The 21,143-nt window shown below is 42.3% G+C and carries 24 protein-coding genes and 1 pseudogene; 8 read left to right on the plus strand and 17 right to left on the minus strand.

Annotated elements, in window-relative coordinates; translation table 11 throughout:
• Nucleotides 1-113: 113 nt before the first annotated feature.
• The 5 genes from L3V36_RS17605 to L3V36_RS17625 all read left to right on the plus strand — a co-directional run bounded on the left by L3V36_RS17605 (nt 114) and on the right by L3V36_RS17625 (nt 4,575).
• Nucleotides 114-1,586, plus strand: a complete 1,473-nt coding sequence (locus L3V36_RS17605) for a carboxypeptidase M32 (RefSeq protein WP_208775610.1) — start codon at nt 114-116, stop codon at nt 1,584-1,586.
• A 477-nt stretch (nt 1,587-2,063) separates the two neighbouring features.
• Nucleotides 2,064-3,140: a Gfo/Idh/MocA family oxidoreductase gene (locus tag L3V36_RS17610; protein ID WP_102482182.1), complete on the plus strand. Its 1,077-nt coding sequence runs from the start codon at nt 2,064-2,066 to the stop codon at nt 3,138-3,140.
• Nucleotides 3,140-3,691, plus strand: a complete 552-nt coding sequence (locus L3V36_RS17615; RefSeq protein ID WP_157935079.1) for a cupin domain-containing protein — start codon at nt 3,140-3,142, stop codon at nt 3,689-3,691. Before L3V36_RS17610 ends, L3V36_RS17615 begins: the two co-directional genes overlap by 1 nt.
• A 4-nt stretch (nt 3,692-3,695) precedes the next feature.
• On the plus strand, nt 3,696-4,079 hold the full coding sequence (gene crcB / locus L3V36_RS17620) for a fluoride efflux transporter CrcB (RefSeq protein ID WP_102482180.1): 384 nt from the start codon (nt 3,696-3,698) through the stop codon (nt 4,077-4,079).
• 82 nt (nt 4,080-4,161) lie between these two features.
• On the plus strand, nt 4,162-4,575 hold the full coding sequence (locus L3V36_RS17625; RefSeq protein WP_102482179.1) for a VOC family protein: 414 nt from the start codon (nt 4,162-4,164) through the stop codon (nt 4,573-4,575).
• Here the strand turns inward: L3V36_RS17625 and L3V36_RS17630 are convergent.
• The 3 genes from L3V36_RS17630 to L3V36_RS17640 form a co-directional block, all read right to left on the minus strand.
• Nucleotides 4,556-5,209, minus strand: a complete 654-nt coding sequence (locus tag L3V36_RS17630) for a Crp/Fnr family transcriptional regulator (protein ID WP_102482178.1) — start codon at nt 5,207-5,209, stop codon at nt 4,556-4,558. The genes L3V36_RS17625 and L3V36_RS17630 overlap by 20 nt on opposite strands.
• Nucleotides 5,210-5,624: 415 nt before the next feature.
• The gene (locus L3V36_RS17635) at nt 5,625-6,629 is read right to left on the minus strand and encodes a metal-dependent hydrolase (RefSeq protein ID WP_208775611.1); all 1,005 of its coding nucleotides are present in this window, start codon (nt 6,627-6,629) and stop codon (nt 5,625-5,627) included.
• Between the two features lie 227 nt (nt 6,630-6,856).
• The gene (locus L3V36_RS17640) at nt 6,857-7,666 is read right to left on the minus strand and encodes a sulfite exporter TauE/SafE family protein (protein WP_054542162.1); all 810 of its coding nucleotides are present in this window, start codon (nt 7,664-7,666) and stop codon (nt 6,857-6,859) included.
• A 343-nt stretch (nt 7,667-8,009) separates the two neighbouring features.
• On the opposite strand from L3V36_RS17640, the gene L3V36_RS17645 reads away from it, so the two are divergent.
• Both L3V36_RS17645 and L3V36_RS17650 read left to right on the plus strand, forming a co-directional pair.
• Nucleotides 8,010-8,987: a DUF1852 domain-containing protein gene (locus L3V36_RS17645; protein ID WP_029222390.1), complete on the plus strand. Its 978-nt coding sequence runs from the start codon at nt 8,010-8,012 to the stop codon at nt 8,985-8,987.
• 45 nt (nt 8,988-9,032) lie between these two features.
• Nucleotides 9,033-10,061 (plus strand): methionine synthase, encoded by a 1,029-nt coding sequence (locus L3V36_RS17650; RefSeq protein ID WP_054542163.1) that lies wholly within the window; start codon nt 9,033-9,035, stop codon nt 10,059-10,061.
• 111 nt (nt 10,062-10,172) lie between these two features.
• Here L3V36_RS17650 and L3V36_RS17655 read toward each other — a convergent pair whose 3' ends face one another.
• Nucleotides 10,173-10,610: a MarR family transcriptional regulator gene (locus tag L3V36_RS17655; RefSeq protein ID WP_017077136.1), complete on the minus strand. Its 438-nt coding sequence runs from the start codon at nt 10,608-10,610 to the stop codon at nt 10,173-10,175.
• Nucleotides 10,611-10,694: 84 nt separating this feature from the next.
• On the opposite strand from L3V36_RS17655, the gene L3V36_RS17660 reads away from it, so the two are divergent.
• Nucleotides 10,695-11,141, plus strand: coding sequence for a hypothetical protein (locus tag L3V36_RS17660; RefSeq protein ID WP_017087842.1), 447 nt, complete (start codon nt 10,695-10,697; stop codon nt 11,139-11,141).
• A 43-nt stretch (nt 11,142-11,184) separates the two neighbouring features.
• On the opposite strand, the gene L3V36_RS17665 is transcribed toward L3V36_RS17660, so the two are convergent.
• The 13 genes and pseudogenes from L3V36_RS17665 to panB all read right to left on the minus strand — a co-directional run bounded on the left by L3V36_RS17665 (nt 11,185) and on the right by panB (nt 21,038).
• Nucleotides 11,185-11,667: a tetratricopeptide repeat protein gene (locus L3V36_RS17665; protein ID WP_208775612.1), complete on the minus strand. Its 483-nt coding sequence runs from the start codon at nt 11,665-11,667 to the stop codon at nt 11,185-11,187.
• Between the two features lie 27 nt (nt 11,668-11,694).
• Nucleotides 11,695-12,246 carry a class IV adenylate cyclase gene (gene cyaB, locus L3V36_RS17670; protein WP_208775613.1) on the minus strand — a complete coding sequence of 184 codons (552 nt, stop codon included), beginning with the start codon at nt 12,244-12,246 and terminating at the stop codon, nt 11,695-11,697.
• A gap of 89 nt (nt 12,247-12,335) precedes the next feature.
• Entirely contained in the window at nt 12,336-12,728 is a 393-nt protein-coding gene (locus tag L3V36_RS17675) for a hypothetical protein (protein WP_102463752.1), read from the minus strand.
• Complete coding sequence (locus L3V36_RS17680) at nt 12,721-13,170, minus strand: GNAT family N-acetyltransferase (RefSeq protein WP_102441975.1); 450 nt, start codon at nt 13,168-13,170, stop codon at nt 12,721-12,723. The genes L3V36_RS17675 and L3V36_RS17680 overlap by 8 nt, the downstream gene beginning before the upstream one ends.
• 85 nt (nt 13,171-13,255) lie before the next feature.
• Nucleotides 13,256-13,762 carry a GNAT family N-acetyltransferase gene (locus L3V36_RS17685; RefSeq protein ID WP_017077142.1) on the minus strand — a complete coding sequence of 169 codons (507 nt, stop codon included), beginning with the start codon at nt 13,760-13,762 and terminating at the stop codon, nt 13,256-13,258.
• A 47-nt stretch (nt 13,763-13,809) separates the two neighbouring features.
• The gene (locus L3V36_RS17690) at nt 13,810-14,277 is read right to left on the minus strand and encodes a cold shock domain-containing protein (protein WP_208775614.1); all 468 of its coding nucleotides are present in this window, start codon (nt 14,275-14,277) and stop codon (nt 13,810-13,812) included.
• Nucleotides 14,278-14,351: 74 nt separating this feature from the next.
• Entirely contained in the window at nt 14,352-14,585 is a 234-nt protein-coding gene (locus tag L3V36_RS23970; protein ID WP_102463753.1) for a hypothetical protein, read from the minus strand.
• A gap of 90 nt (nt 14,586-14,675) precedes the next feature.
• Nucleotides 14,676-15,116 (minus strand): annotated as a pseudogene (locus tag L3V36_RS17695) (hypothetical protein).
• Nucleotides 15,117-15,587: 471 nt separating this feature from the next.
• Entirely contained in the window at nt 15,588-16,061 is a 474-nt protein-coding gene (locus L3V36_RS17700; protein WP_017081022.1) for a response regulator, read from the minus strand.
• Nucleotides 16,048-17,403: an ATP-binding protein gene (locus tag L3V36_RS17705; RefSeq protein WP_208775615.1), complete on the minus strand. Its 1,356-nt coding sequence runs from the start codon at nt 17,401-17,403 to the stop codon at nt 16,048-16,050. The genes L3V36_RS17700 and L3V36_RS17705 overlap by 14 nt, the downstream gene beginning before the upstream one ends.
• 6 nt (nt 17,404-17,409) lie before the next feature.
• Complete coding sequence (locus L3V36_RS17710; RefSeq protein WP_065606706.1) at nt 17,410-18,828, minus strand: SLC13 family permease; 1,419 nt, start codon at nt 18,826-18,828, stop codon at nt 17,410-17,412.
• Nucleotides 18,829-19,241: 413 nt separating this feature from the next.
• Entirely contained in the window at nt 19,242-20,132 is an 891-nt protein-coding gene (locus tag L3V36_RS17715) for a hypothetical protein (RefSeq protein ID WP_208775616.1), read from the minus strand.
• Between the two features lie 141 nt (nt 20,133-20,273).
• Nucleotides 20,274-21,038, minus strand: a complete 765-nt coding sequence (gene panB / locus L3V36_RS17720; RefSeq protein WP_208775617.1) for a 3-methyl-2-oxobutanoate hydroxymethyltransferase — start codon at nt 21,036-21,038, stop codon at nt 20,274-20,276.
• Between the last annotated feature and the right edge of the window lie 105 nt (nt 21,039-21,143).

Consider the following 21,143-nt stretch of genomic DNA (forward strand, 5'->3'; position numbering starts at 1 on the left):
CGAAGGTCAGCGTCATTAAAAAGCAGAGCCATAATCAAAGTACACCAGAGATGAACCTTAAAGCTGACGCTGTCCTAGGGATCATTTAAAGAAACCAAATTAAGAGTAGTCAAATGAGCGAATTCAAAAAACTAGTCGAGCACTCTCAAAAATGTTCACGCTTTCAACACCTCGCCTCTATTTGTGGTTGGGACCAAGCTTCCATGATGCCTGCCGGTGGTAACCAAGCTCGCAGTGAAGCGATGGCCGAACTTTCGGTTCATATTCACGGGTTGATGACACAACCACAGCTTGGCGATTGGATTGCAGACGCTGAAAACGAAGCGCTAAATGGCGAGCAACAATCGTCTCTGCGTGAAATTAAACGCCAATGGCAACAAGCTAACCTACTTCCAGAAAAACTGGTTGAAGCGAAATCTCTAGCGGGTTCAAAATGTGAACATGCATGGCGAAGCCAACGTGGTAACAACGACTGGGTTGGATTCGAAAAGAACTGGCGTGAAGTGGTTGAGCTATCTCGAGAAGAAGCGCAGATCCGCGCCGACGCAGCGAACCTAACGCCTTATGATGCGATGCTGGATATCTATGAACCGGGCACCAGCTCTGCTTCGCTTGATACCTTGTTTGCAGACGTTAAAACTTGGCTACCAAACCTGATTGACGAAGTGATCGAAAAACAGTCGAACGAGCAATTTAATGCGCCATCTGGGATCTATTCGACCGAGAAACAGAAAGCACTTGGCTTAGAAGTCATGAAGCTACTTCAGTTCGACTTCGAACACGGCCGATTGGATGAAAGTGTTCACCCATTCTGTGGCGGCGTACCTTCAGACGTGCGCATCACAACCCGATACGACGAAGCGGAATTCGTTCAAAGCTTAATGGGTATTGTGCATGAAACAGGACACGCACGTTACGAACAAGGCTTACCAAAGCACCTAGCAGGACAACCGGCGGGCGAAGCGCGCTCTATGGGCATCCACGAATCTCAATCTTTGTTCTTCGAGATGCAAGTTGGCCGCAGCGACCCATTCATCGGACACTTGGCAAACTTGGCGGGGCAGCAATTCTCAGGTTCAGAGTTTGAGAAAGAGAACTTCCAGAAGATCTACACTCGCGTGAAGAAAGACTTCATCCGTGTTGACGCTGATGAGCTTACCTACCCTGCACACGTTATCTTACGTTACGAAATTGAACGTGACTTGATCAACGGCAACATCAAACACACCGATGTTCCAGAACTATGGAATACCAAGATGCAGTCATACCTTGGCTTAAGTACTCAAGGTAATTTCACTAACGGCTGTATGCAAGATATCCACTGGACAGATGGAGCCTTTGGATATTTCCCTTCATACACATTAGGCGCTATGTACGCGGCGCAATTCATGGCTTCAATGAAGAAAACTGTCGATGTGAACTCTGTGATTGAAAGTGGCGACCTATCACCTATCTTCACTTGGTTAGAATCGAATATTTGGAGTAAAGGCAGCCTGCTTAACACCGATGACTTGGTGAAAGGCGCAACCGGTGAAACCTTGAATGCGCAATACTTCAAAGACCACCTAAGAAGCCGTTACCTTTAATGGAAAAAATTGATAGAGGCTGATCAGTTTATTGCTTCAGCCTTTTTAATCTCATTTTCAAAACATACTTAGGTTGATTCGAAGGCTTTATCCCTTCATCGAACTTAACAATCACGGAATATCCTGGTACCTGCTAGCACGAAATTGGACAATTTTGAGTTAGTAGCTTTTCTAATCTAGCTGGCCCTGAGTAACTTTTTGTATCCCTAAATGAAGAACTGATCCATCGAACGACGTGCCAAAAATGAAAGATTTTGGAAAAAATCTTCACTCGAGTTTCTTAAATTGAATCATATTAACGTAAACCTTCCGAATAATTACGCATTGACACCCCCGTCCTATTCAGAAAAAAGATTATTTTAAGCATAAGGTCACCTGACCTTTTCTGTCTCTCACTTCCTTATATACCATAACTGCATGCTTTAACGGATTGTCGTTATAGCTTTCAAACCATGCGAATTTCTTTTGGAGTAACAGATGAATATTGCCATTATTGGATGCGGATTAATCGCCGAACTACATGCTAAATCTCTACGAGCCATTGGCCAATCTGTCAACTGGGTTGTAGATAGAAACATTGATAATGCAAAGACATTTGCTAAGAAGTGGGATGTCCGAAACTACGGAGATTCGCTGACGGATGACCTGTTAGATAGTGTCGATAGTGTCCACATTTGTACACCTCCAACAGTTCATTATGAGCTAGTTAAGGAATGCTTACTCAAGGGTAAACACGTTATTTGTGAAAAACCTTTATGTTTGACAAAAGAAGAATCTGAAGAACTTATGATATTGGCGAGTGAGAAAAATGTCGTCAATGCGGTCAATTTCAATGTTCGTTATTATGATGCTTGTGAGAAAGCCAGAGTAGTCATTAGCCAAGAAGACTTTGGCAAACCTCTATTAATTCAATGCAGTTATCAACAAGAATTTCACGCCCTTCCAGAAACCTATTCTTGGCGGTACCGTCCTGAAATATCAGGACACTTAAGAGCAACAACTGAAATAGGCTCACATGCTATCGATCTGATCCGATATTGGACGGGCTTGACCGTCACCGAAGTGAGCGCGCATTTTGGCTGTTTTAATCCAGTGCGACACCTTGTAGATGGTGTTATGTACGGAGAAGAAAAAGATAATTCAATGCCTGTGAATATATCTTCTGAAGATGCCGCCATCATATCACTGAGGTTTAGTAATGGAGCAATAGGGAATATCGTTCTATCCGAAGTTTCACATGGCAGAAATAACAGTATAAAGCTGGAAGTAGTTGGTGATAACAAATCTGTTTGGTGGGAATCTGAGACACCTTATCACCTTAATATAGCAAGAAAAAACGCTGGAATCACTTCATCCATAAACGCCTTTAGTCAGAACTTCTCCGATACTATCGGTCAGTTTATTGAGCAAGTTTATCAAGATATCCACTTCGATAAACGTGAAGGATATTACCCTGATTTTAAAGACGGTTTTATCAATTCACTCATCTGTGACGCGATATATAAAAGCGCAAACAACAATGCTTCATGGGTTCAACTAGAGGAATACAAATAATGAAGCCAACTCTCGTAAAAGATATACATCCTGACGTTCAAGCTATGATTGAACATTTTCAGTTTGATACTTTGCCTGTAGAAGGAACGCTTTATAAAAGTGTTTATCGTTCACCACTGAAAGTGGCGGATGGGGAGCCAGCAAGTACTGCAATGATAGGTATGTACTCCAGTGTTCCGTTTAGCGTTTCCTGTTTCCATAAGTTAAAAAGTGCTGAAGTGTGGCATGTGTATGGTGGCGACCCATTTATGCTGGTACTTCTTCATGAAGATGGCTCTGCAGAGCAAGTTTTAATGGGAAATGACCCGCTAAAAGACCAGCATGTTCAATACGTTGTACCAGAAAACACATGGCAAGCAGGCTATTTGATCGAAGGCGGTCTATATGCGTTGTTTGGGTGTACTATGGCCCCTGGTTTCTGCGGAAAGAACTTTCTGGCGGGAACCGCTGATGAGTTAATAAGATTATATCCAGACCAAGAAAGCACTATAAAAAAGTTGAGTGTTAACGGGCATGAGACACAAATGCCTGAAGGCTTTGAAGACGATTAGAATAATGTATAGCTTAACTTTTTTAGGTTTAGTGTCGTTGGGTGGTGCTATTGGTGCAAGTTGTCGATACATCATTACGATACAAGCGACTCAGGTATTAGGCCAAGATTTTCCTCATGGTACGTTAGTCGTGAACATCATTGGCTCATGCATCATGGGGGGCTTAGTAGCCGCAGTCTCTAATAGTCTCCTGGTATCAGATGCTTGGCGACCATTAATCGCTGTTGGTTTTCTTGGCGCACTCACCACGTTTTCCACATTTTCACTGGATAACGTTATGTTCTTAGAACAACAAGAATACCTCAAGGCATTTTTTAATACTTCTCTCAATGTTATTTTCAGCATCAGCGCATGCTATTTAAGTTTCTATTTAGTTTCCAAACTATAACCTTTAAAAAGGAGATTAGAGTATCAATCTCCTTATCAATTTTTAAAAAATAGACCAAAACATCAAAAACAGGGAAATGTAAATGACAGAGCAATTAATTTGCAATATATCGTTAGTTGTCGAAGATTATGATGACGCAATAGATTTCTATACAAATAAATTAAAGTTTTCGCTTTTCGAAGATACGCCGCTAGAGAATGGAAAGCGCTGGGTACAAGTTTCTCCACCCAATTCGAATGGAACCCGCTTATTATTAGCGAAGGCAAGCAATCCAGAACAACTTAAGTTTATCGGAAACCAAACTGGCGGCCGAGTGTTCCTATTTTTGCAGACTAATGATTTTTGGCTTGATTTCAATGAGATGAAAGATAATGGCGTTGAGTTTTGCGAAGATCCTCGTGAAGAAGCTTATGGCACTGTTGTCGTATTCAAAGACCTATATGGAAACAAATGGGATTTATTAGAGTTCACTCATGTTAATCAGCCAAATCATTAACCAGTAACTTATAATGCTTAGGTGTTATATGAATTTTACCAGCCAGAATAGAAAGCCTTTCTTGTTCTTTTAGTTTTTTGACGCTTCGGTTAACGGTTTTAATACTAAGGCCAACCTCATGAGAGATCACTTGCCTTGTTTTATTTATCGTTATCTGAGCGCCATTATTGTCTTCACGATAACTCTTAACGAGATAAACTCTTAATTTATCTACGCCGCTCTTATATAAATCATCTCCTAGCCGGTAAGATTCACGGTACATTTTTTCTGCCATTTTTTGAGACACCATGAAAAGAAAATCATGGTTACTTTTTAATGCTGCCAAAAACTGTTTCGATGGAAACCTAATCAGGGTGCAATCCGTATTTGCAATCACGGTCGTTGTATTGATGAAATTTCCTGAGATGATCTCTAAATCACACATAAAGGAACCCTTGGTCATGTGTGATATAAGATATGTCTCTCCATTCTGATGAGGGTTCTGAACTATAAGTTCCCCTTCCTCTATAAAGTAGGCATAAAGAGTAGTTTGACCTTTATAAAACACTGCTTCTCCTTTTTCGATGCTAATGGTCACTCTATCTGCTAACAATATGGGAAAAGTGCTTATAATTTTGGTTACTTCAGTTTCCACTCATAACTCCATAACTCCATAACTAGGGGGGTAATAAAGTATATCAGTTTGAAGCGATTACTTGGTACCTTAAAGACCGATCCCAAAAAAATAGTAAACCCCTTTCATTCTGTGATATTAGTGTTTTAACTTAAGCCTACATACATAAAAATGCAAATAGGAATAAGCCATCTATAAACTTTGATTTTGCAAACTTCTGGAAGTTTTCTATCACGGCCTTTGTGCTTAGAATTATGAGCAAAAGTACGGTGATTCCAGTGCCGTAAGCTGCTATTGAGTAAGTGCGTTAACAAACAATGGGGCATAAATGAGCTATAGCTTCCCCTAAATTAACCAATTCAGAGATAACTAAACGTATGGAAAGTCGCTTAACGTAGCATCCAGTATTGACGGTGCAGATCAGTTTAAAACTAGCTCATTTATCGCCAGTAAGCATATCAAAGAAGATCTGTCTCGATTCTGGAGTGTTGTCTCTGTGCGTTTCATATTTTACATGCGTGTTTGCATCAACAGTTTTTGATAGCTTGATGCTCCAAAGTGCTTTCATTTGATTCGGTACAATTGAATATCGGACATCGATAATACGCAGCTCATCTGTTGGGTCCTGAGCAATATAACCATTCGAGAACCAGCGGAAACGTTCAATGTCTTTGGCTTGTTGAGAGTCAGGGTCAAGCCAAGGCAAATCCCTGCCAACGTTCAGCTTAACGATCGACTCTCCCGGATACGTGCTTACCGATGAACCAACCCGCACTGCGTCTACATAATAATGAGCCTCTGTTTCGTACACCACTTTCCAAACCAAGATATTAGCGAAGCTCGGTTTTGCCTCTAATCGAAGCGGCGTGTGTTGTCTTTCTTGCGCTAATTGCCAGCCCACCGCCTCTGCCCTATCTCGCTGAATCATCCCTAATGTTGGATAAATTAGCGCCCAAGCAAACGCAACGCGCGCGAGCCAAGGCGCTCGTTTCAACGTTGCACACACAAGTAAAATTAAGATGGGAAGCGTATAAACGGGATCGATGATTGATATGGTGTTCCAAGCAAAACGCGCGTTGGTGAAAGGCCAAAGTAACTGCGTACCATAAGTGGTACAAGCGTCTAACAGTGCATGAGTGCCATAACCCAGAGCACAAAACAGCCAACTTTGTTTGAAAGTAAGCCCACGTCTTTTTGCAATCAGATGATGCAGAACCAAGGCACAGATCAAACTGCCAACGGGGATAAAGAAGAGTGAATGGGTAAACTGTCGATGAAATTCCAAAGCCAACAAAGGGTCACTTTGAGACTTAATCAGTGCATCCAAATCTGGTGCCAACCCGGAGAGCAGCCCTAATACCCCAGCAACAACCAAATGCTGTTTTTTGCTGGCCGATTGTGACAAAGAAGCGCCTAACACGCCCTGCGTTAAAGGATCCATAAACCACTCATTGATAGCATTCCGTTGAATCAAACAAGATACATTTAGCTATAGCAGTGAATTGTTCATAACTAAACGGTTTTATCAATACACTCATGTACATAGCTGTATAAGCATAGACCGATAGACAAAAAAAGAGCAGTTATGAAACTGCCCTTTTCTAATTATTGGTGGTTGATCAATGTATTCTTTTTTGTTCTATATATTCGCACTTGAACGGTCTTTAATTAACGCGCCACCATGCTTGCAGCAATAACCACTAACAGTACTGAGAAGATTTTCTTAATCGTCGGAACAGGTAAATGGTTGGTCGCTTTTGCGCCTAAAGGAGCCGTAAACCAAGACGTGCACACAATACCCAACAGCGCAGGCAGATAAACAAAGCCAGCAAAACCGTCTGATAGAGCAAAGTGGCTGCTGCCTGAACTGATGTAACCTATCGAGCCAAATAGCGCGATCACAATGCCACAAGCTGAGGCACAACCTATGGCCTTTTTCATATCGACAGAGAAGAACGTTAATAGCGGAACCAACAATGCACCGCCACCAATGCCTATCATGGCAGACAAGCCACCCGTAATAGTTGTCAGCACCGTTAGCACGCCCTTGTTTGGCAGTTTTCGTTCCTTAGGTGCATCATTTTTGCTGCTTAAGAACATCTTGATCGCAATAAGAACCACACTTACAGCGAACACAATACGAACGACTTTTTCCGGCAACAGAGCCGCCATAAAGCCACTAACCAGTGCACCCAGAGCAACACCGAGCATGATCCAAGGCGCCAGATCCCAAGGAACGTTTCCATTCTTGTGGTGAGCAAGTGCAGAAGAAGTTGAGGTGAACAGTATCGATGCCAACGAAGTAGCGATAGCCGCAACAACCACTTGATCCGCAGGTAGAATCTCTAAGTGAAGTAAAATGCTGCTTAGCACCGGAACAATGATCAGCCCTCCGCCAATCCCCAAAAGCCCGGCAAGAAAACCAACACCACTGCCTAATAATGCACAGTATAAAATCAACAACAGCAATTCACTCATTTCATCCATCTCTTAATTAAATTAATCGTCTTAAATAACACACTATTAATGTGGTTATATTTCCATCAAGCTAATTAATATAACTGACACTGGCTTAAATATTCAAACAGAATAGATCATGAATATTCCTCATGTTCAATGTGAAGTAATACCATTGTTAATGGTGAACCTATCAACGTATAAAAACCTTAAGCGATTAACTTTATACGACATTAATTCTACTAAGCATTAATGTCAGACAGCATAGCCTTCGATTCTTAATCCGGTCACAAGCAAAAAATAAAAGCCGTTTTAATACTAAAGACCGAGAGAATCAGAAAACAAATTGGGATACCAAATCAGCATGAATAAAGAATTTAATTTTACGATTAAGAGCATTAGCCTCGACGAAAACTACCAGCCTGCAGACAGCACGCGCATCACAACCAACTTTGCTAACCTGGCTAGAGGCGACAGCCGCCAAGCGAACTTGCGTAATGCACTGCAAATGATCGATAACAGTTTCAACGCATTAGCACACTGGGACAACCCTAAGGGCGACCGTTACTCTGTTGAGCTTGAAATCATTTCTGTTGATATGGACATTGAAAGCAACGGTGAAGCATTCCCTTCAATTGAAGTGCTGAAAACCAATATTCTGGACCGTAAAACCAACGAGCGTATTGAAGGCATTATCGGAAATAACTTCTCTTCTTATGTTCGAGATTATGACTTTAGCGTACGTCTATTGGATCATAATAAAGGCCAAGATAAATTCAGCATTCCAGAAGATTTTGGTGATTTACACGGCAAGCTTTTTAAATATTTCGTTAACTCTGACGCTTACAAAAAGAACTTTAATAAGCCACCTGTTATTTGCTTAAGCGTGTCAGATAATAAAACCTATTACCGCACTGAAAACCAACACCCAGTATTAGGTTTTGAATACCAACCGAATGAGTCTTCTTTAACTGAGCAATATTTTAAGAAGATGGGCTTACAGGTTCGTTATTTCATGCCGCCAAACAGTGTTGCACCTTTGGCTTTCTATTTCTTTGGTGATCTACTGAACGATTACTCGAACCTAGAGCTTATCAGCACCATCAGTACCATGGGCACGTTCCAGAAAATCTACCGTCCTGAGATTTACAACGCAAACGCAGTTGCGGGCAACTGTTACCAACCAAATTTGAAAAACTTGGATCACTCGCTGACTCAAATCGTGTACGACCGTGAAGAACGAAGCCAGCTAGCGGTTGAACAAGGTAAATTCGCAGAAGAGAAATTCATTAAGCCGTACCAATCAGTTCTAGAGAACTGGTCGGCAAATTACGCACTTTAATCGTCTATTGCGCTCTCAAACCACCCAAGGATAGGCAGTATTATTATGAAAACACTATTACCGACTTCAACAGCGGGCAGCTTGCCGAAACCATCTTGGCTTGCACAACCAGAGACGCTTTGGTCGCCATGGAAACTTCAAGGCGATGAACTCACAGACGGCAAACAAGATGCGCTGCGTGTCTCTCTGCACGAGCAGCAGCAAGCAGGCATTGATATTGTGAGTGACGGTGAGCAAACACGTCAGCACTTTGTAACGACCTTCATTGAACACTTGAATGGCGTTGATTTTGAAAAGCGTGAAACCGTTAAAATCCGCGACCGTTACGATGCAAGTGTTCCTACAGTCGTTGGCCCTGTTTCTCGTCAGAAATCCGTGTTTGTCGAAGATGCTAAATTCTTACGCCAGCAAACTGATCAACCGATTAAATGGGCCCTGCCGGGGCCTATGACCATGATTGATACACTTTACGATGCGCATTACCAAAGCCGTGAAAAGCTCGCGTGGGAATTTGCGAAGATCCTCAACGAAGAAGCGAAAGAGTTAGAAGCAGCAGGTGTTGATATTATTCAGTTCGATGAACCTGCGTTTAACGTATTTTTTGATGAAGTGAACGAATGGGGCATCGCTTGTTTGGAAAGAGCCATTGAAGGGCTTAAGTGTGAAACAGCAGTGCATATTTGTTATGGCTACGGCATTAAAGCGAATACGGATTGGAAAAAAACGTTAGGCACCGAGTGGCGCCAATACGAAGAAGTATTTCCTAAGCTGCAGCAATCGAATATCGATATTATCTCTTTAGAGTGTCACAACTCTCATGTACCTCTTGAGCTACTTGAACTCGTGCGAGGCAAGAAAGTGATGGTCGGTGCGATCGATGTTGCTACCGATTCAATTGAAACACCAGAAGAAGTGGCTAACACTCTACGAGAAACACTTAAGTACGTTGATGCAGACAAGCTCTACCCTTGCACCAACTGTGGCATGGCTCCCCTGCCTCGCGAAATTGCCTCAGCGAAGCTTAATGCGCTCAGTGCAGGAGCAGAGATCGTTCGTAAAGAACTTTCAGCGTAACGCTTTCCTTAAGAACAAAAGCTATCCCCTGAAGCCTAAGTATCACATCGATGCTTAGGCTTCCGTACTCTTCTCAACTTCCACTCTCTATTTATCTATTTATCTATTTATCTATTTATCTAAGAAGGTAGCCATCTTCTTCAGAGTGATTAGCGCCTTATCAAGCTCGTCTCTTTCAATGCTTTCAGCGCCACTTTCAGCCCATACTTCCTGTTTTTTATCTAACAGCGAATACGCTTCCTTGCCCTTTTCAGTCATGTTAACCAACTTTGCTTTTTTGTGATTCGGGTTATCAAGCCAAGTTAGCAGGCCATCTTTCACCATGATGTCGGTAACACGCTGAGTCGCTTGTCTGCTTTGCCCCATAATACGAGCAATTTGAGAAACCGTGACCAGATCATCGGACTTTTCGATCGCCCCCATCACCTTCCATCTGGCACTGCTTAACCCTAACTCTTCGGTTAATTTATCACCCTCAGCATTCAATAGACCACTGACCTTAAAGATCTCTAGTGCGATCTTTGTGAAAACTTCTCCATTCGTATCCATAACACTCACTTTGACAACATACTGTCATTAAATTAGACTTAAACCAAGTTGACAACATGTTACCAAACTAAAGGCACAAATGATATGAAACCAATAATCCACAAAACAGCGGCATTAACAGCAACACTGTGTGTCGCGACATTCTTTACCAGCACATTGCTTGTAGAACTGTTTGGCACTTTGGAATCAGTGAAGCTAGTCAAGTCGATGATCGTTTTTCCGGGCTTGTTTATTCTTGTCCCAGCCATTGCTATCACTGGTGCGACCGGCGCAGCTATGGCAAAACAACGAAAAGGGAAAATAGTTGAGCGTAAGAGTAAACGCATGCCAATTATCGCGTTCAACGGGATCGTTATTTTGATTCCGGCCGCTTACTTTTTAAATCAGTGGGCAAGTTTAGGAGAGTTCGACTCAGTGTTTTATGGCGTTCAGGTTTTAGAACTGATAGCAGGCGCGACCAACCTAACACTGATGTCTTTGAATATCATGGACGGCAGAAAGTTTCGTCCTAAGAAGGCAACACAAGGCTAAGCTCATCGTGTTTAAGCAAACAGATGAGCTTTATACGCGGCTGTTACCAGGTTTTATCTAAGTCTTGAGCATATAAAGAGATCGCTCGTTGGTACTCTTTGATTGCTTCGCTATTCGTCGTGGAAACTAAAAGCTCAAGTAACAGCGATGTCGCCTCTTTATGGCGACCTAAATTGTACAAACACATTGCGTAGAAAGGTTTCACTTCTATCGAGTCAGGATACTCAGCCATAGTCTGTTCGAAATAGCCTAAAGCCTCTGCATAAAGGCCAAGGCTTCGATAAGTACTCGCCAAACCGAACAGCGCATCAAAACGCTCTACTGAAGAAAGCACGCCAGACAGAGACAGCACATAGTGATCAATCGCCTGTTGCTCTTTGCCTTGGTTGTCGTAAGACCACGCAATCTGTAAATGAGCTTTCGCCGCATAGTTTTCATCAGTGAGTAACACTGCCAGTAAGTCACGCGACGCTTGATACTTCTCTTCTTTTCGCAATTCGATTGCTTGTTTGATAATGGTGTCCATAACTCTCCCTTACGCTTAAGCGCTTTGCTATGCGTTCATTTCCTCGAACATCTGTTTATAAGACTGAGTTTGTAGTGCCGATTGAGTCAACCCGAACTTACTGGCTAACAACTCAAGCTCACTTTTATACACAGACAACTTAGATTCATCGTCCGTCATGATAGCAAACTCAGCAAAATCACCGATACCCGCAAGAGAATCGACCGTGATGTGGAACTCTCCAACAAAATAGATACTGCGAGTTTTCTGCGCTTTAAGAATCACTTCGTAACCCAGGTTCTCTAGCATACTCTTAGCATTCGACGCATCAGTGATGTTTGTCGCTTCACATCGATCAGACTCAGGGCCTTTTACGATCCATAGTTTGATGCCCGACGGCTCCATAGTGCGAATACACAAGCTTTTGTTCTGAGCCTGTAAGCTTCTATCAGGGCTATCGAAATACCAATCACATTCCTGATTGTCTTGCAGCATTACTTCATGAGCAATTAGGTTCAAAGTTTTCAAGAACTCAGACTTAGAGCTAAGTCGATACTTCAGCTCAACCTCATATTTTCCTTTGAAATGATCGTTAGTCATAGGTTAGCTCAATGCAAAAAAGGCGATACTAGCATACGAACCGAATCCGAAATACAAACTGGCGCACAACACAAACGAAAGCCGTGGAACTATGTTCGACACGCTAACATACGGGTCCATTCTTCTTTGTTCATTGCGCCTTTAGAAAGGTAAATATTGTGTTTCTGCATTGCACCTTTCGTGTATGAAAGTTTGATGAATGAGCCAATTTCAAACGGAAGAAAGCTGCGCTGTAAAGTCACATCACAAGCAACTCCATTTAAACGTACATGACCGTTCGTGATTTCAAATGAGCTATCGCGAAGCTTCCACCACAACATTAGAATTTTTATTAGTGGAGGAACACAAATTATCAGCCCTATGGTTAGCAGCGATGAACGATCACCGTCTGATATCCAATAGACAAGACCTAATGCAATAACAATAAACAGCAACTCTGAAAATAAGTATTTAATAAAATTTAATTGGATACGGTTATCCATGACACCCTCTCAATGATGATCCTAAAAGCAACTCCATTTCAACGAGCCCTTTCACTTCAGACAACTTAGTAAAACCTTTTGATTGATAAAGCTTAATAGCGGGATTCTCACTGAACACGCGCAACACTAACTGAGTCGATGCTTGATTGTTCGCATGTTCAATAGCTAAATCGAGACACTTAGAGCCAAAACCTCGACCTTGATAGTCAGCTAATATCTGCAAGTCCCTAAGAAACGTTGTACCACTGGTGTAACTGAAGCGGATAACACCAATACGGCGATCCCCCACATAAATTTCATAGTTATCCAGCTCATCCCAGCTGCGTAAAAACTGACTATGACCCCAAGCGACGCCACGAGCTTGGTAGTAACTCGCCATATTCGTTTTAGTGATCGATTCAGCGAACTTAGGATCGGAACCTTTGACCAACCTTACTTCCATATTGTGTCCTTTGTTTCTAAATCAAACATTGAGCAATACGTAATTTAACTACCAAGAGTATTGCATCGTGTTTGAACCATCCTAATCAATCAGATTCCTTGTTTAACGCCTTCTCTAACCACATTGAACTGATGTATTGATCGTTTTTCTTCGCATATTCATTGAACACTCCGACTTCTCGAAATCCAAAACGTTTATGAAGTGCTATTGAAGCCTCATTAGGTAAAGCAACACCTGAGAGTACGCGGTGAACACCATAATCACTAATCGATGCAAATAGCTGAGAATAAAGCTTAGAGCCTAAACCTTTACCTTGAGCTTCTGCGGCAAGATAAATAGTGACCTCTGCGGTATCTTCAAATGCCGACATAGCCCTGTATTGCTGAGAACACGCGAAGCCTAATAACGCATCACCTTCTGTCGCAACATACAGTTGATATTTGCTTTGGCTCGAAAATTGAGAAAACCACTGCTGGCGATTTTCCAACGACAACTTCTCTTCTTCAAAGCGCGCATTGGTATGTTCAATATAAAAGTTGAAGATATCGGTGATGCCTGCAATATCAGGTAATGCCCCTACTCTGATTTCCATGTAATGTCCTTTTAGTTGTCTATTTTTGAATGACTAATAAACAGGCATCAATAGTGACTGCAGAACTGACTCTCGCAAGGAATACCATCACGATCACCATCTATTTTCACATTGGGACAGTTTGCCAAATAAAACTTTGCTTCATCGCAAGATAGCATCTCACTACAATGCGTTTTACCTTGGCAACTAAATCCCATGTTCTCATATGCAGGATTTAACTTAGGCTCCAATACCAAAAGATACAAGCCTGCGCCAATAAGCCCGATGAAAAGTGCAGACAAAATAATTGAAAGAGGGTTAGATTTGGATGTTTCTATACCAACTAGTTGAGCACTCGAAGCGCTGAGTTTAGAGCCACTATTCGATAATTGAAATTCAACTTCATCCCCAACTTGAGGACGACGATAACCGTCCGTAAACTTCGATATATGAACAAAAACATCTCCCTCTAATTCATCTGAATTGATGAAGCCAAAACCTCTCTCATCAACCCAGCGAACAATTTTTCCATTCATAGCTATCCCTTCTTCAAACCGCTTTCAACTCTTGACTCATATCACCAACAATATGCAGATTACATTATGACAGCTTAATGTGGGGGCAAATTACTCGATGGACTCTTAACTTTACCCATTTTAGTCAGGATGCCTTTACCCTTCTCATAAACAAAAGATAAACTAAAGTAGACTGAAACCCACAAGACAAAATCGAGAGCAGCTAACTTGATATCAAGTGGATCTGAAAAGATGTTATAGGTGTGCCCAAACTTTGCTTCAATTGATTTAACTAAAATCACTGTAACGATAAAAATCACAATCCTCATGGGTTTTCCTATCTATATCTTTAAACTAAATCGTACACATGCGTGTGGATATTGTTTAAGTTATTCCAAGTATATAATACGTTGACGGCCCTACTTGCCATCGACCTTTTCTATAAACCAACTCCCTTGGCACGGGCCATTGGTTAAGTGCCAACGGCCGTCAAATCTATTGCTACTTCCATGTGCTGAAAAACGATAATCCCATCGGCGATGTTTGGCATATAAACGTAAGTCGCCGCTTTCCGTCACCCAGCCCTCTAACGGTGTTCCATTGTAGGTAAGCCTTAGGGTAACTTTACCCTCACGAATAGTTCCGTTGATGGTTGTGCGTTCACACATATTATTGCCAGTGATGTTAATGCGACGGCCTAGCTACTCACCGTCGAAATCGGTAGAAGGAACAAATTGGGGACCATCAGGAAGTTTGGGGAACAACTCGGAATTATTGGACCCGAACCACTGAAGCTCACGACCAACAAGGAAGAAGACAACAAAGCCGATTGATATCGCTATCAAAAATCCCTTTTTCATGAGCCTCTTCCCTAATCAGCTGACCTTAAGAAAAGAACCCTAACATAATGAAAAGTAATAACTTACTATCAATTTAATTAATTTTGATATATTCCACAAATTGCATTCAAATGTTGAATATAGAGAAAGCGGCATCGTATGAAGTTCTGCTGCATGTTCAGGGAATATTCGTGAAGAAAACACAATGCATGCGCTGGCGTTACCTGGAGGCAGGCACGGCACTAATGTGGTGTATAAAGACTATGTATTAACTTCAATTTTGGTTGGCGTAGCGTATGAGTTTTAGACTTAAGCCAGCAACCAGTGTGTTAATAACTGAGTACTAAAACCTGAACGACTAAAAGAGATAGGTAATATATGCACCGAAAGATTACATCTTTCAAAGACAAAATCCTTCAGAAAGCGTCCTTCGGTGCATACAATTTCAAGCGACTGACATTAGTGACTCATGTAAGTCGCTAACATAAGTGACTAACGCAAGCGTCTCAACACAACCTGCTGGTCAAGCTCATTCTGATAGTCCGTGTAATCAAGCCCTTGATCAAATATGTACTCAGTGACAAGAGTACGAATGCACTCAACTAATGTGCTTGCTTGCCAAGGCTTTTCAAAGTAACGGTCGATACCTGCTGCATTAATCGCATTGATGGTATCGGTGTGAGTGGCCTGCCCCGTAAGAAGAATTTTCTTTGTATTCGGAAAGCGGCTGTCATGGAATACTTCAGTGAGTAACTCCACGCCCGTTTTCCCTGGCATCACATGATCGGACACGATGACGGTAATGTGTTCGCCTTCTGCGTCAAGTTCATCAATGAGATCAAGCACTTCTAGCGCTGATTCACAATCTTCAATATTCAGCCAACTCGCCAGCGGCTCTAAATCTTGTACCACTGCGCTCAGTACTTCTCTCTGGTCATCGACACAGATTAAATTAAGCTTCTCCATGTTCACCCTCTACTGGTAACTTGATTCTAAATACAGTTTTAGAAGCATCACTTTTCACAATAATACTTCCGCCATAACCCGCCACAATCCGCTTAACGATTGATAAACCCAAGCCCAATCCAAACGATAAACCACCTTTTTTAGTGGTGAAGTTGGGCTGAAATACCTTTCTACGAGTCACCTCGTCTATCTCAGGGCCGTTATTCGTGATCGTAACTAATATTCTTTTCTTACTTAATCTGGTTTGAATTTCTATTGCGGCATCGTCTGAATTCGACATTGCATCACAAGCATTCTTTACAATGTTGACCCAAATCTGAACGAGCTCTGTTTTCGAGCCTTTAAAAGTCGGCAAATCTGCAGGGCTCAATCGCACAGACACTCGACGTAACTCACTTTGTAACAACGATAAGGCATGGTTAATGGAGTCGTTAATATCAACCGCTTCTTCGGTGTCAATATCAACTCTGCCAAGTTGTTTAACCGATTTTACGATGCCGACGGTGTGTCTAGATGCCAAACGTAAATCATGTAAATCACAACCCATCTGCCAAAAGCGAATCGCTTCTTCTGGGTTTTTCAGCCAATGTTTTGAAATAACGTCTGTTGCATATGAAGCGTCAATTGGAATCGCCTTTGCAAGAGAGCGAGCAATGTTCTTGTCTAAACCATATTTTCTTTCAAATTGTCGCCCACGTGTTCGCGCTTCTGACGACGACGTTTTCTGACCATGCATTAACCCAAAATCGAAAAATTGACTGGCTTCTGGATGCACTTCTTCAAGTAGATCCATGATGACCGTTTCAAGTCGACCAGATTTACTATTTACTACACCAATAGCGTTGTTAAGCTCATGGGCAATCCCTGCAGCCAATTGACCCAAGGTCGTCATTTGCTCAGCAGTATGTAACTTCTCTAGCGCTTTTTGTTTCGCTATCGCTTCTTGTGTTGCACGGCGTTGACGACGCGACAACTCATTGACAATCACAGGTGTGAACTGTGCGGTAAGAGGGCCAAATTTACGTTCATCTTCTGCCGGCGTGTCTTTATCGATCCACGCTAACTCAACATCGGTTTTAGCAACAACCGTTGAAGATGCTGTCCAATTACCTGAAAAGAAGCTATGAACGCCTATAAAAGCTCCACTACCCGCGCTAAACACGCGTACTCGCGGTGCATTCGCTTCGGTATAAAATCCTTCGAGCTCTCCACTAAACACATAATACAAACGAGTGTTTAACGCTGATTGTTCAATAATGGTGTTACCGGCACGGCACGTCACCCGACGTTCTGTCTGATTAAAATAACGATCGATAAGTGCTTCTAGCTTTTGTTGATACACGTATCGTTATCCTATGTGACCAATTGAATGTAGCAGCCACACCATAACAAAACTCAGTAGCACACCAACCACACCCAAAATAATACCGATTCTGGCCATTTGATTACTTTGCACATGACCCGTGGCATGAGCCAACGCATTCGGTGGCGTACTGATTGGCAGCGACATACCTAATGAAGCGGCAAAAGTCACAACCAGAATTAACGTTAACTCACCGCCGAGTGGCGTGAGTGAAGCCATAGACGAACCTAATGCAGCCATAATTGGCATTAACAAGTTAGCCGTTGCGGTATGAGACATAAAGTTTGCCATTACCAAACACAAGAACGCCGCTCCGAACAACACCACATATGGTGAGTAAGCATCAAACGGAATGCTGTGTACCACGAGCCTTGCTAAGCCAGTTTTATCGAGAGCTAAACCAAGCGCAATACCACCAGATACAAGCCACAGTACGTCCCAAGAAATCTTTTTCAGGTCTTCTTTATTGATGATCCCTGTGAGTGAGAACACAGCGACAGGAATCAGAGCGACGGTATAAGAGTTCATGCCATGGCTTGAGCCCATTAACCAAAGAATGATGGTCAGCGCAAAAGTGACGTACACCGCAATGGCTTTGGGCGTTTTAAGGAATTTACCTTTAATGCTTAGCTCGATTTTCTTTTGATCAGCTTTGTACATAAAACCTATTAAAAACCACGCTAACGCCATCATAATAACGACAAACGGCACACCAAATGCCATCCATTCACCGAACGTAATGAGGTTATCGCCAACTAAATATTTAAGGGCGATAGCGTTCGGGGGGGTACCGATCGGGGTACCAATGCCACCGATGTTAGCGGCAACAGGGATACAAAGCGCAAACGCTATACGACCGGGGTCTTTCGGACCAAACACAGCCAGTACCGGCGTTAAAATAGATAGCATCATTGCCGTTGTTGCCGTGTTAGACATAAACATCGAAAAGATACCAGTGATCAACATTAAGCCGAGCATCACAAACTTTGGGTCTTGTCCAAATGGCTTCAATAATACACGGGCTAAGTTTACGTCTAATCGATACTTAGTGGCGGCCATCGCTAAGAAAAAACCGCCCAAAAACAGCATGATGATTGGGCTGGCGAATGTCGCCATGATATCGCTGTATTTTAACAACTCACCAAAATGTTCCTGCCCATGCTCAAACCTTAAAAAGATCAGCCCTTTATCCGACAACATCAACAATTGCAGAACGATAATAACAACAGACGTCGCGTAGATCGGGATAGGCTCGAACACCCAGCACAATGCCGCTAATAAAAAGATCGCGATAACGCGTTGTTGAATAATCGTAAGGCCTTCAAATGGAAACGCTGATAGCGGCATTACGAGGATAATGAAAGGAATTAAAATAGGGATAATGTATTTAATATAGGGGCGCATAGCACAAAAACTCTTCCTGAGATAACAACTACTTAGAAATTAGATTTAAAGTTCTAATTTAGATCCGACAACGAATTATCGACCTCTTATCACTATCTCACTATCGGTTAGATCAATGATTACGTAATCGCGATATCCCCTTTTTCGTTTCTGTGCGCTACCTCTACGTTTGTATGTGATTTACTGTTGCAATTAAATTCCGAGAAACAAAAGGCAAGCGTTCGCCTTTGCGTAGGAGATCCGTAATATGTGAGCCATATTTGACACCGGATTGGCTTTCAGAAGTAAAGAGCATAGCTGCATTATCGAGTAGCTCTTTTTTCAATTTGAGACCTGATTAGCGTGTAAGTTGTACTTCTGCGCTAACTAAACTGATAACGTTGCATAAGGTAAATGCAACGTCCTAATTAAACTCACTTTTCTAACAGACGACACTGATACTCGGCAATGTGCTTTAGCTCCAATGCATGTTCAGGGAATCGTTCGTGAAGAAAACACAATGCATCCGCTAACGTTATCTGGTGCAGGTTCAATGTATACCCAAAAACCAAACGGTGGACATTGTCATAGAGCTCATCTGAATTATCTGAGCTTTGACACTGCACCAAGATAGCTTGATCAATCTCATCGTCAGGATCTTCCAAAGGACTATTGGCCTGTCGATAAAGATTAGAAAGCATTGCGTCATATTGCTCTTTCGACAGCTCTTCCTTGCAACGCAATATCCACGTAAGCGTAATGAGGTTATGCCCAAAGAAACCAAACTGTTTTAGGCATACTTGTAATACGCTATTGAGCTCTACGACTTCGTTTGTGTCAGTGCTTCGGTCGCCATCAGAACGAGTCGATGTGACAAATTCAGTGAAGCGGTTAAGGAATGCTGGAACTTGAGGCGGCTGTAACTCACGGTAAACACGATTCAGCGCCAATAAGATAGTCACATTGTGGGAAAGGTATTCGCTTGTTTGAGAAGCCTGCGAAACGTAATGCGAGAAGATATCTTGAAAGCCCTTATTCTCATGCCACTGCATTAAAGCAGCATACGCCGCTGGGTATATCCCGTTATCCAATATCCTTTTAATACGAAAATCTGAGAAGTTGGGTGCTTGCACCGTTGCAGAGTACTCACCTAAAACTTCAATCTCAGTTTGGTCTATCAACTCACTCGTTTTAAGCCACACACTGTCGGTTGTGCCGAAATAATCATTAAGGTGATTCGCAGCCAAATAAGCTTTTAAAGAATGAGGTTGGTGGATGCTGGCACTACTATAAAGTGCCTTTTCTAATAGTTGGTCGCTTGTCATGTTTCCTCCGTGAAACTGACGTTTGGTGAGAGAATCGAACCAGCTCAACACCGAACGTCCAAATACACATCATATGCTTATAGTAATTCATGGGGAAATGCCATGCATTACGATTCAACCTAAAGCCATTATCTATGTGGCTTATTTGCTCAGGTTGTTCGGAAATACGTTCGTTTTGACTTCCGTAGCAAACTCATTTGCTGCGTCAAAGATAGTTTGGCTGCAATGGGCGTACTGTTTTGAAAATGGAGGCCATCGGTTACCAAGTCCAAGCGCATCATTGATCACTAATACCTGACCATCACAATCGGCTCCCGCGCCAATCCCAATCGTAGGAATACTTACCTCTTGAGTGATCGATTCGCCAAGTGAAGAAGGTATGTGTTCGAGCACCAACATAAACGCGCCGGCTTCTTGAATCGCTTTTGCTTCTTCGCTAACGGTTTGAGCATCTTCAGCTGATTGCCCTACTTTCTTGAAATTTGTTGCTGTTTGCGGTGTTAACCCCGTGTGGCCAACAACTGGGATATTGTTTGCTACAAGGTGAGTAATCACATCGAGTTTTGCACCTTCCAGCTTTATGCTGTCGGCACCAGCCTGCATCAACCTTTTCGCATTAACTAACGCTACTTCAGGAGAACGATCGGTTAAGTATGGGAGGTCACCAATAATGTGAGTATTTGGAGCACCTCGACGCACTGCCCCTACATGATATTCCATGTGCTCAATGGTCACATCTCGCGTACTGCTAAAGCCCATTTCAACCATACCGACAGTGTCACCAACGAGAATAATAGGTATCCCAGCAGATTCGATACTTGCAGCCACAGGGAATGTATAAGCAGTCAACATCGGAATACGTTGTTTCCCTTTCATTTCCATAAAAGAACTTGGAGTGTGTTTCATGTTCTTGCTCTCATAAAATCATGCGTTATTAAAGCACTGATTCTATTAGTTTTAATTAAGCTATGGAAGTGAAAATGCGGTATTGACTAAACACCCAAAAATCAT

It is taken from the genome of Vibrio sp. G-C-1 (assembly GCF_021728015.1).
GTDB classification, from domain to species: domain Bacteria; phylum Pseudomonadota; class Gammaproteobacteria; order Enterobacterales; family Vibrionaceae; genus Vibrio; species Vibrio splendidus.

Bases quoted from the DNA above. Each gene is read 5' to 3' on its own strand.
- L3V36_RS17605 (WP_208775610.1), top strand. From the start codon at position 114: ATGAGCGAATTCAAAAAACTAGTCGAGCACTCTCAAAAATGTTCACGC.
- L3V36_RS17610 (WP_102482182.1), top strand. From the start codon at position 2,064: ATGAATATTGCCATTATTGGATGCGGATTAATCGCCGAACTACATGCT.
- L3V36_RS17615 (WP_157935079.1), top strand. From the start codon at position 3,140: ATGAAGCCAACTCTCGTAAAAGATATACATCCTGACGTTCAAGCTATG.
- crcB (WP_102482180.1), top strand. From the start codon at position 3,696: ATGTATAGCTTAACTTTTTTAGGTTTAGTGTCGTTGGGTGGTGCTATT.
- L3V36_RS17625 (WP_102482179.1), top strand. From the start codon at position 4,162: ATGACAGAGCAATTAATTTGCAATATATCGTTAGTTGTCGAAGATTAT.
- L3V36_RS17635 (WP_208775611.1), bottom strand. From the start codon at position 6,629: ATGGATCCTTTAACGCAGGGCGTGTTAGGCGCTTCTTTGTCACAATCG.
- L3V36_RS17640 (WP_054542162.1), bottom strand. From the start codon at position 7,666: ATGAGTGAATTGCTGTTGTTGATTTTATACTGTGCATTATTAGGCAGT.
- L3V36_RS17645 (WP_029222390.1), top strand. From the start codon at position 8,010: ATGAATAAAGAATTTAATTTTACGATTAAGAGCATTAGCCTCGACGAA.
- L3V36_RS17650 (WP_054542163.1), top strand. From the start codon at position 9,033: ATGAAAACACTATTACCGACTTCAACAGCGGGCAGCTTGCCGAAACCA.
- L3V36_RS17655 (WP_017077136.1), bottom strand. From the start codon at position 10,610: ATGGATACGAATGGAGAAGTTTTCACAAAGATCGCACTAGAGATCTTT.
- L3V36_RS17660 (WP_017087842.1), top strand. From the start codon at position 10,695: ATGAAACCAATAATCCACAAAACAGCGGCATTAACAGCAACACTGTGT.
- L3V36_RS17665 (WP_208775612.1), bottom strand. From the start codon at position 11,667: ATGGACACCATTATCAAACAAGCAATCGAATTGCGAAAAGAAGAGAAG.
- cyaB (WP_208775613.1), bottom strand. From the start codon at position 12,246: ATGACTAACGATCATTTCAAAGGAAAATATGAGGTTGAGCTGAAGTAT.
- L3V36_RS17675 (WP_102463752.1), bottom strand. From the start codon at position 12,728: ATGGATAACCGTATCCAATTAAATTTTATTAAATACTTATTTTCAGAG.
- L3V36_RS17680 (WP_102441975.1), bottom strand. From the start codon at position 13,170: ATGGAAGTAAGGTTGGTCAAAGGTTCCGATCCTAAGTTCGCTGAATCG.
- L3V36_RS17685 (WP_017077142.1), bottom strand. From the start codon at position 13,762: ATGGAAATCAGAGTAGGGGCATTACCTGATATTGCAGGCATCACCGAT.
- L3V36_RS17690 (WP_208775614.1), bottom strand. From the start codon at position 14,277: ATGAATGGAAAAATTGTTCGCTGGGTTGATGAGAGAGGTTTTGGCTTC.
- L3V36_RS23970 (WP_102463753.1), bottom strand. From the start codon at position 14,585: ATGAGGATTGTGATTTTTATCGTTACAGTGATTTTAGTTAAATCAATT.
- L3V36_RS17700 (WP_017081022.1), bottom strand. From the start codon at position 16,061: ATGGAGAAGCTTAATTTAATCTGTGTCGATGACCAGAGAGAAGTACTG.
- L3V36_RS17710 (WP_065606706.1), bottom strand. From the start codon at position 18,828: ATGCGCCCCTATATTAAATACATTATCCCTATTTTAATTCCTTTCATT.
- L3V36_RS17715 (WP_208775616.1), bottom strand. From the start codon at position 20,132: ATGACAAGCGACCAACTATTAGAAAAGGCACTTTATAGTAGTGCCAGC.
- panB (WP_208775617.1), bottom strand. From the start codon at position 21,038: ATGAAACACACTCCAAGTTCTTTTATGGAAATGAAAGGGAAACAACGT.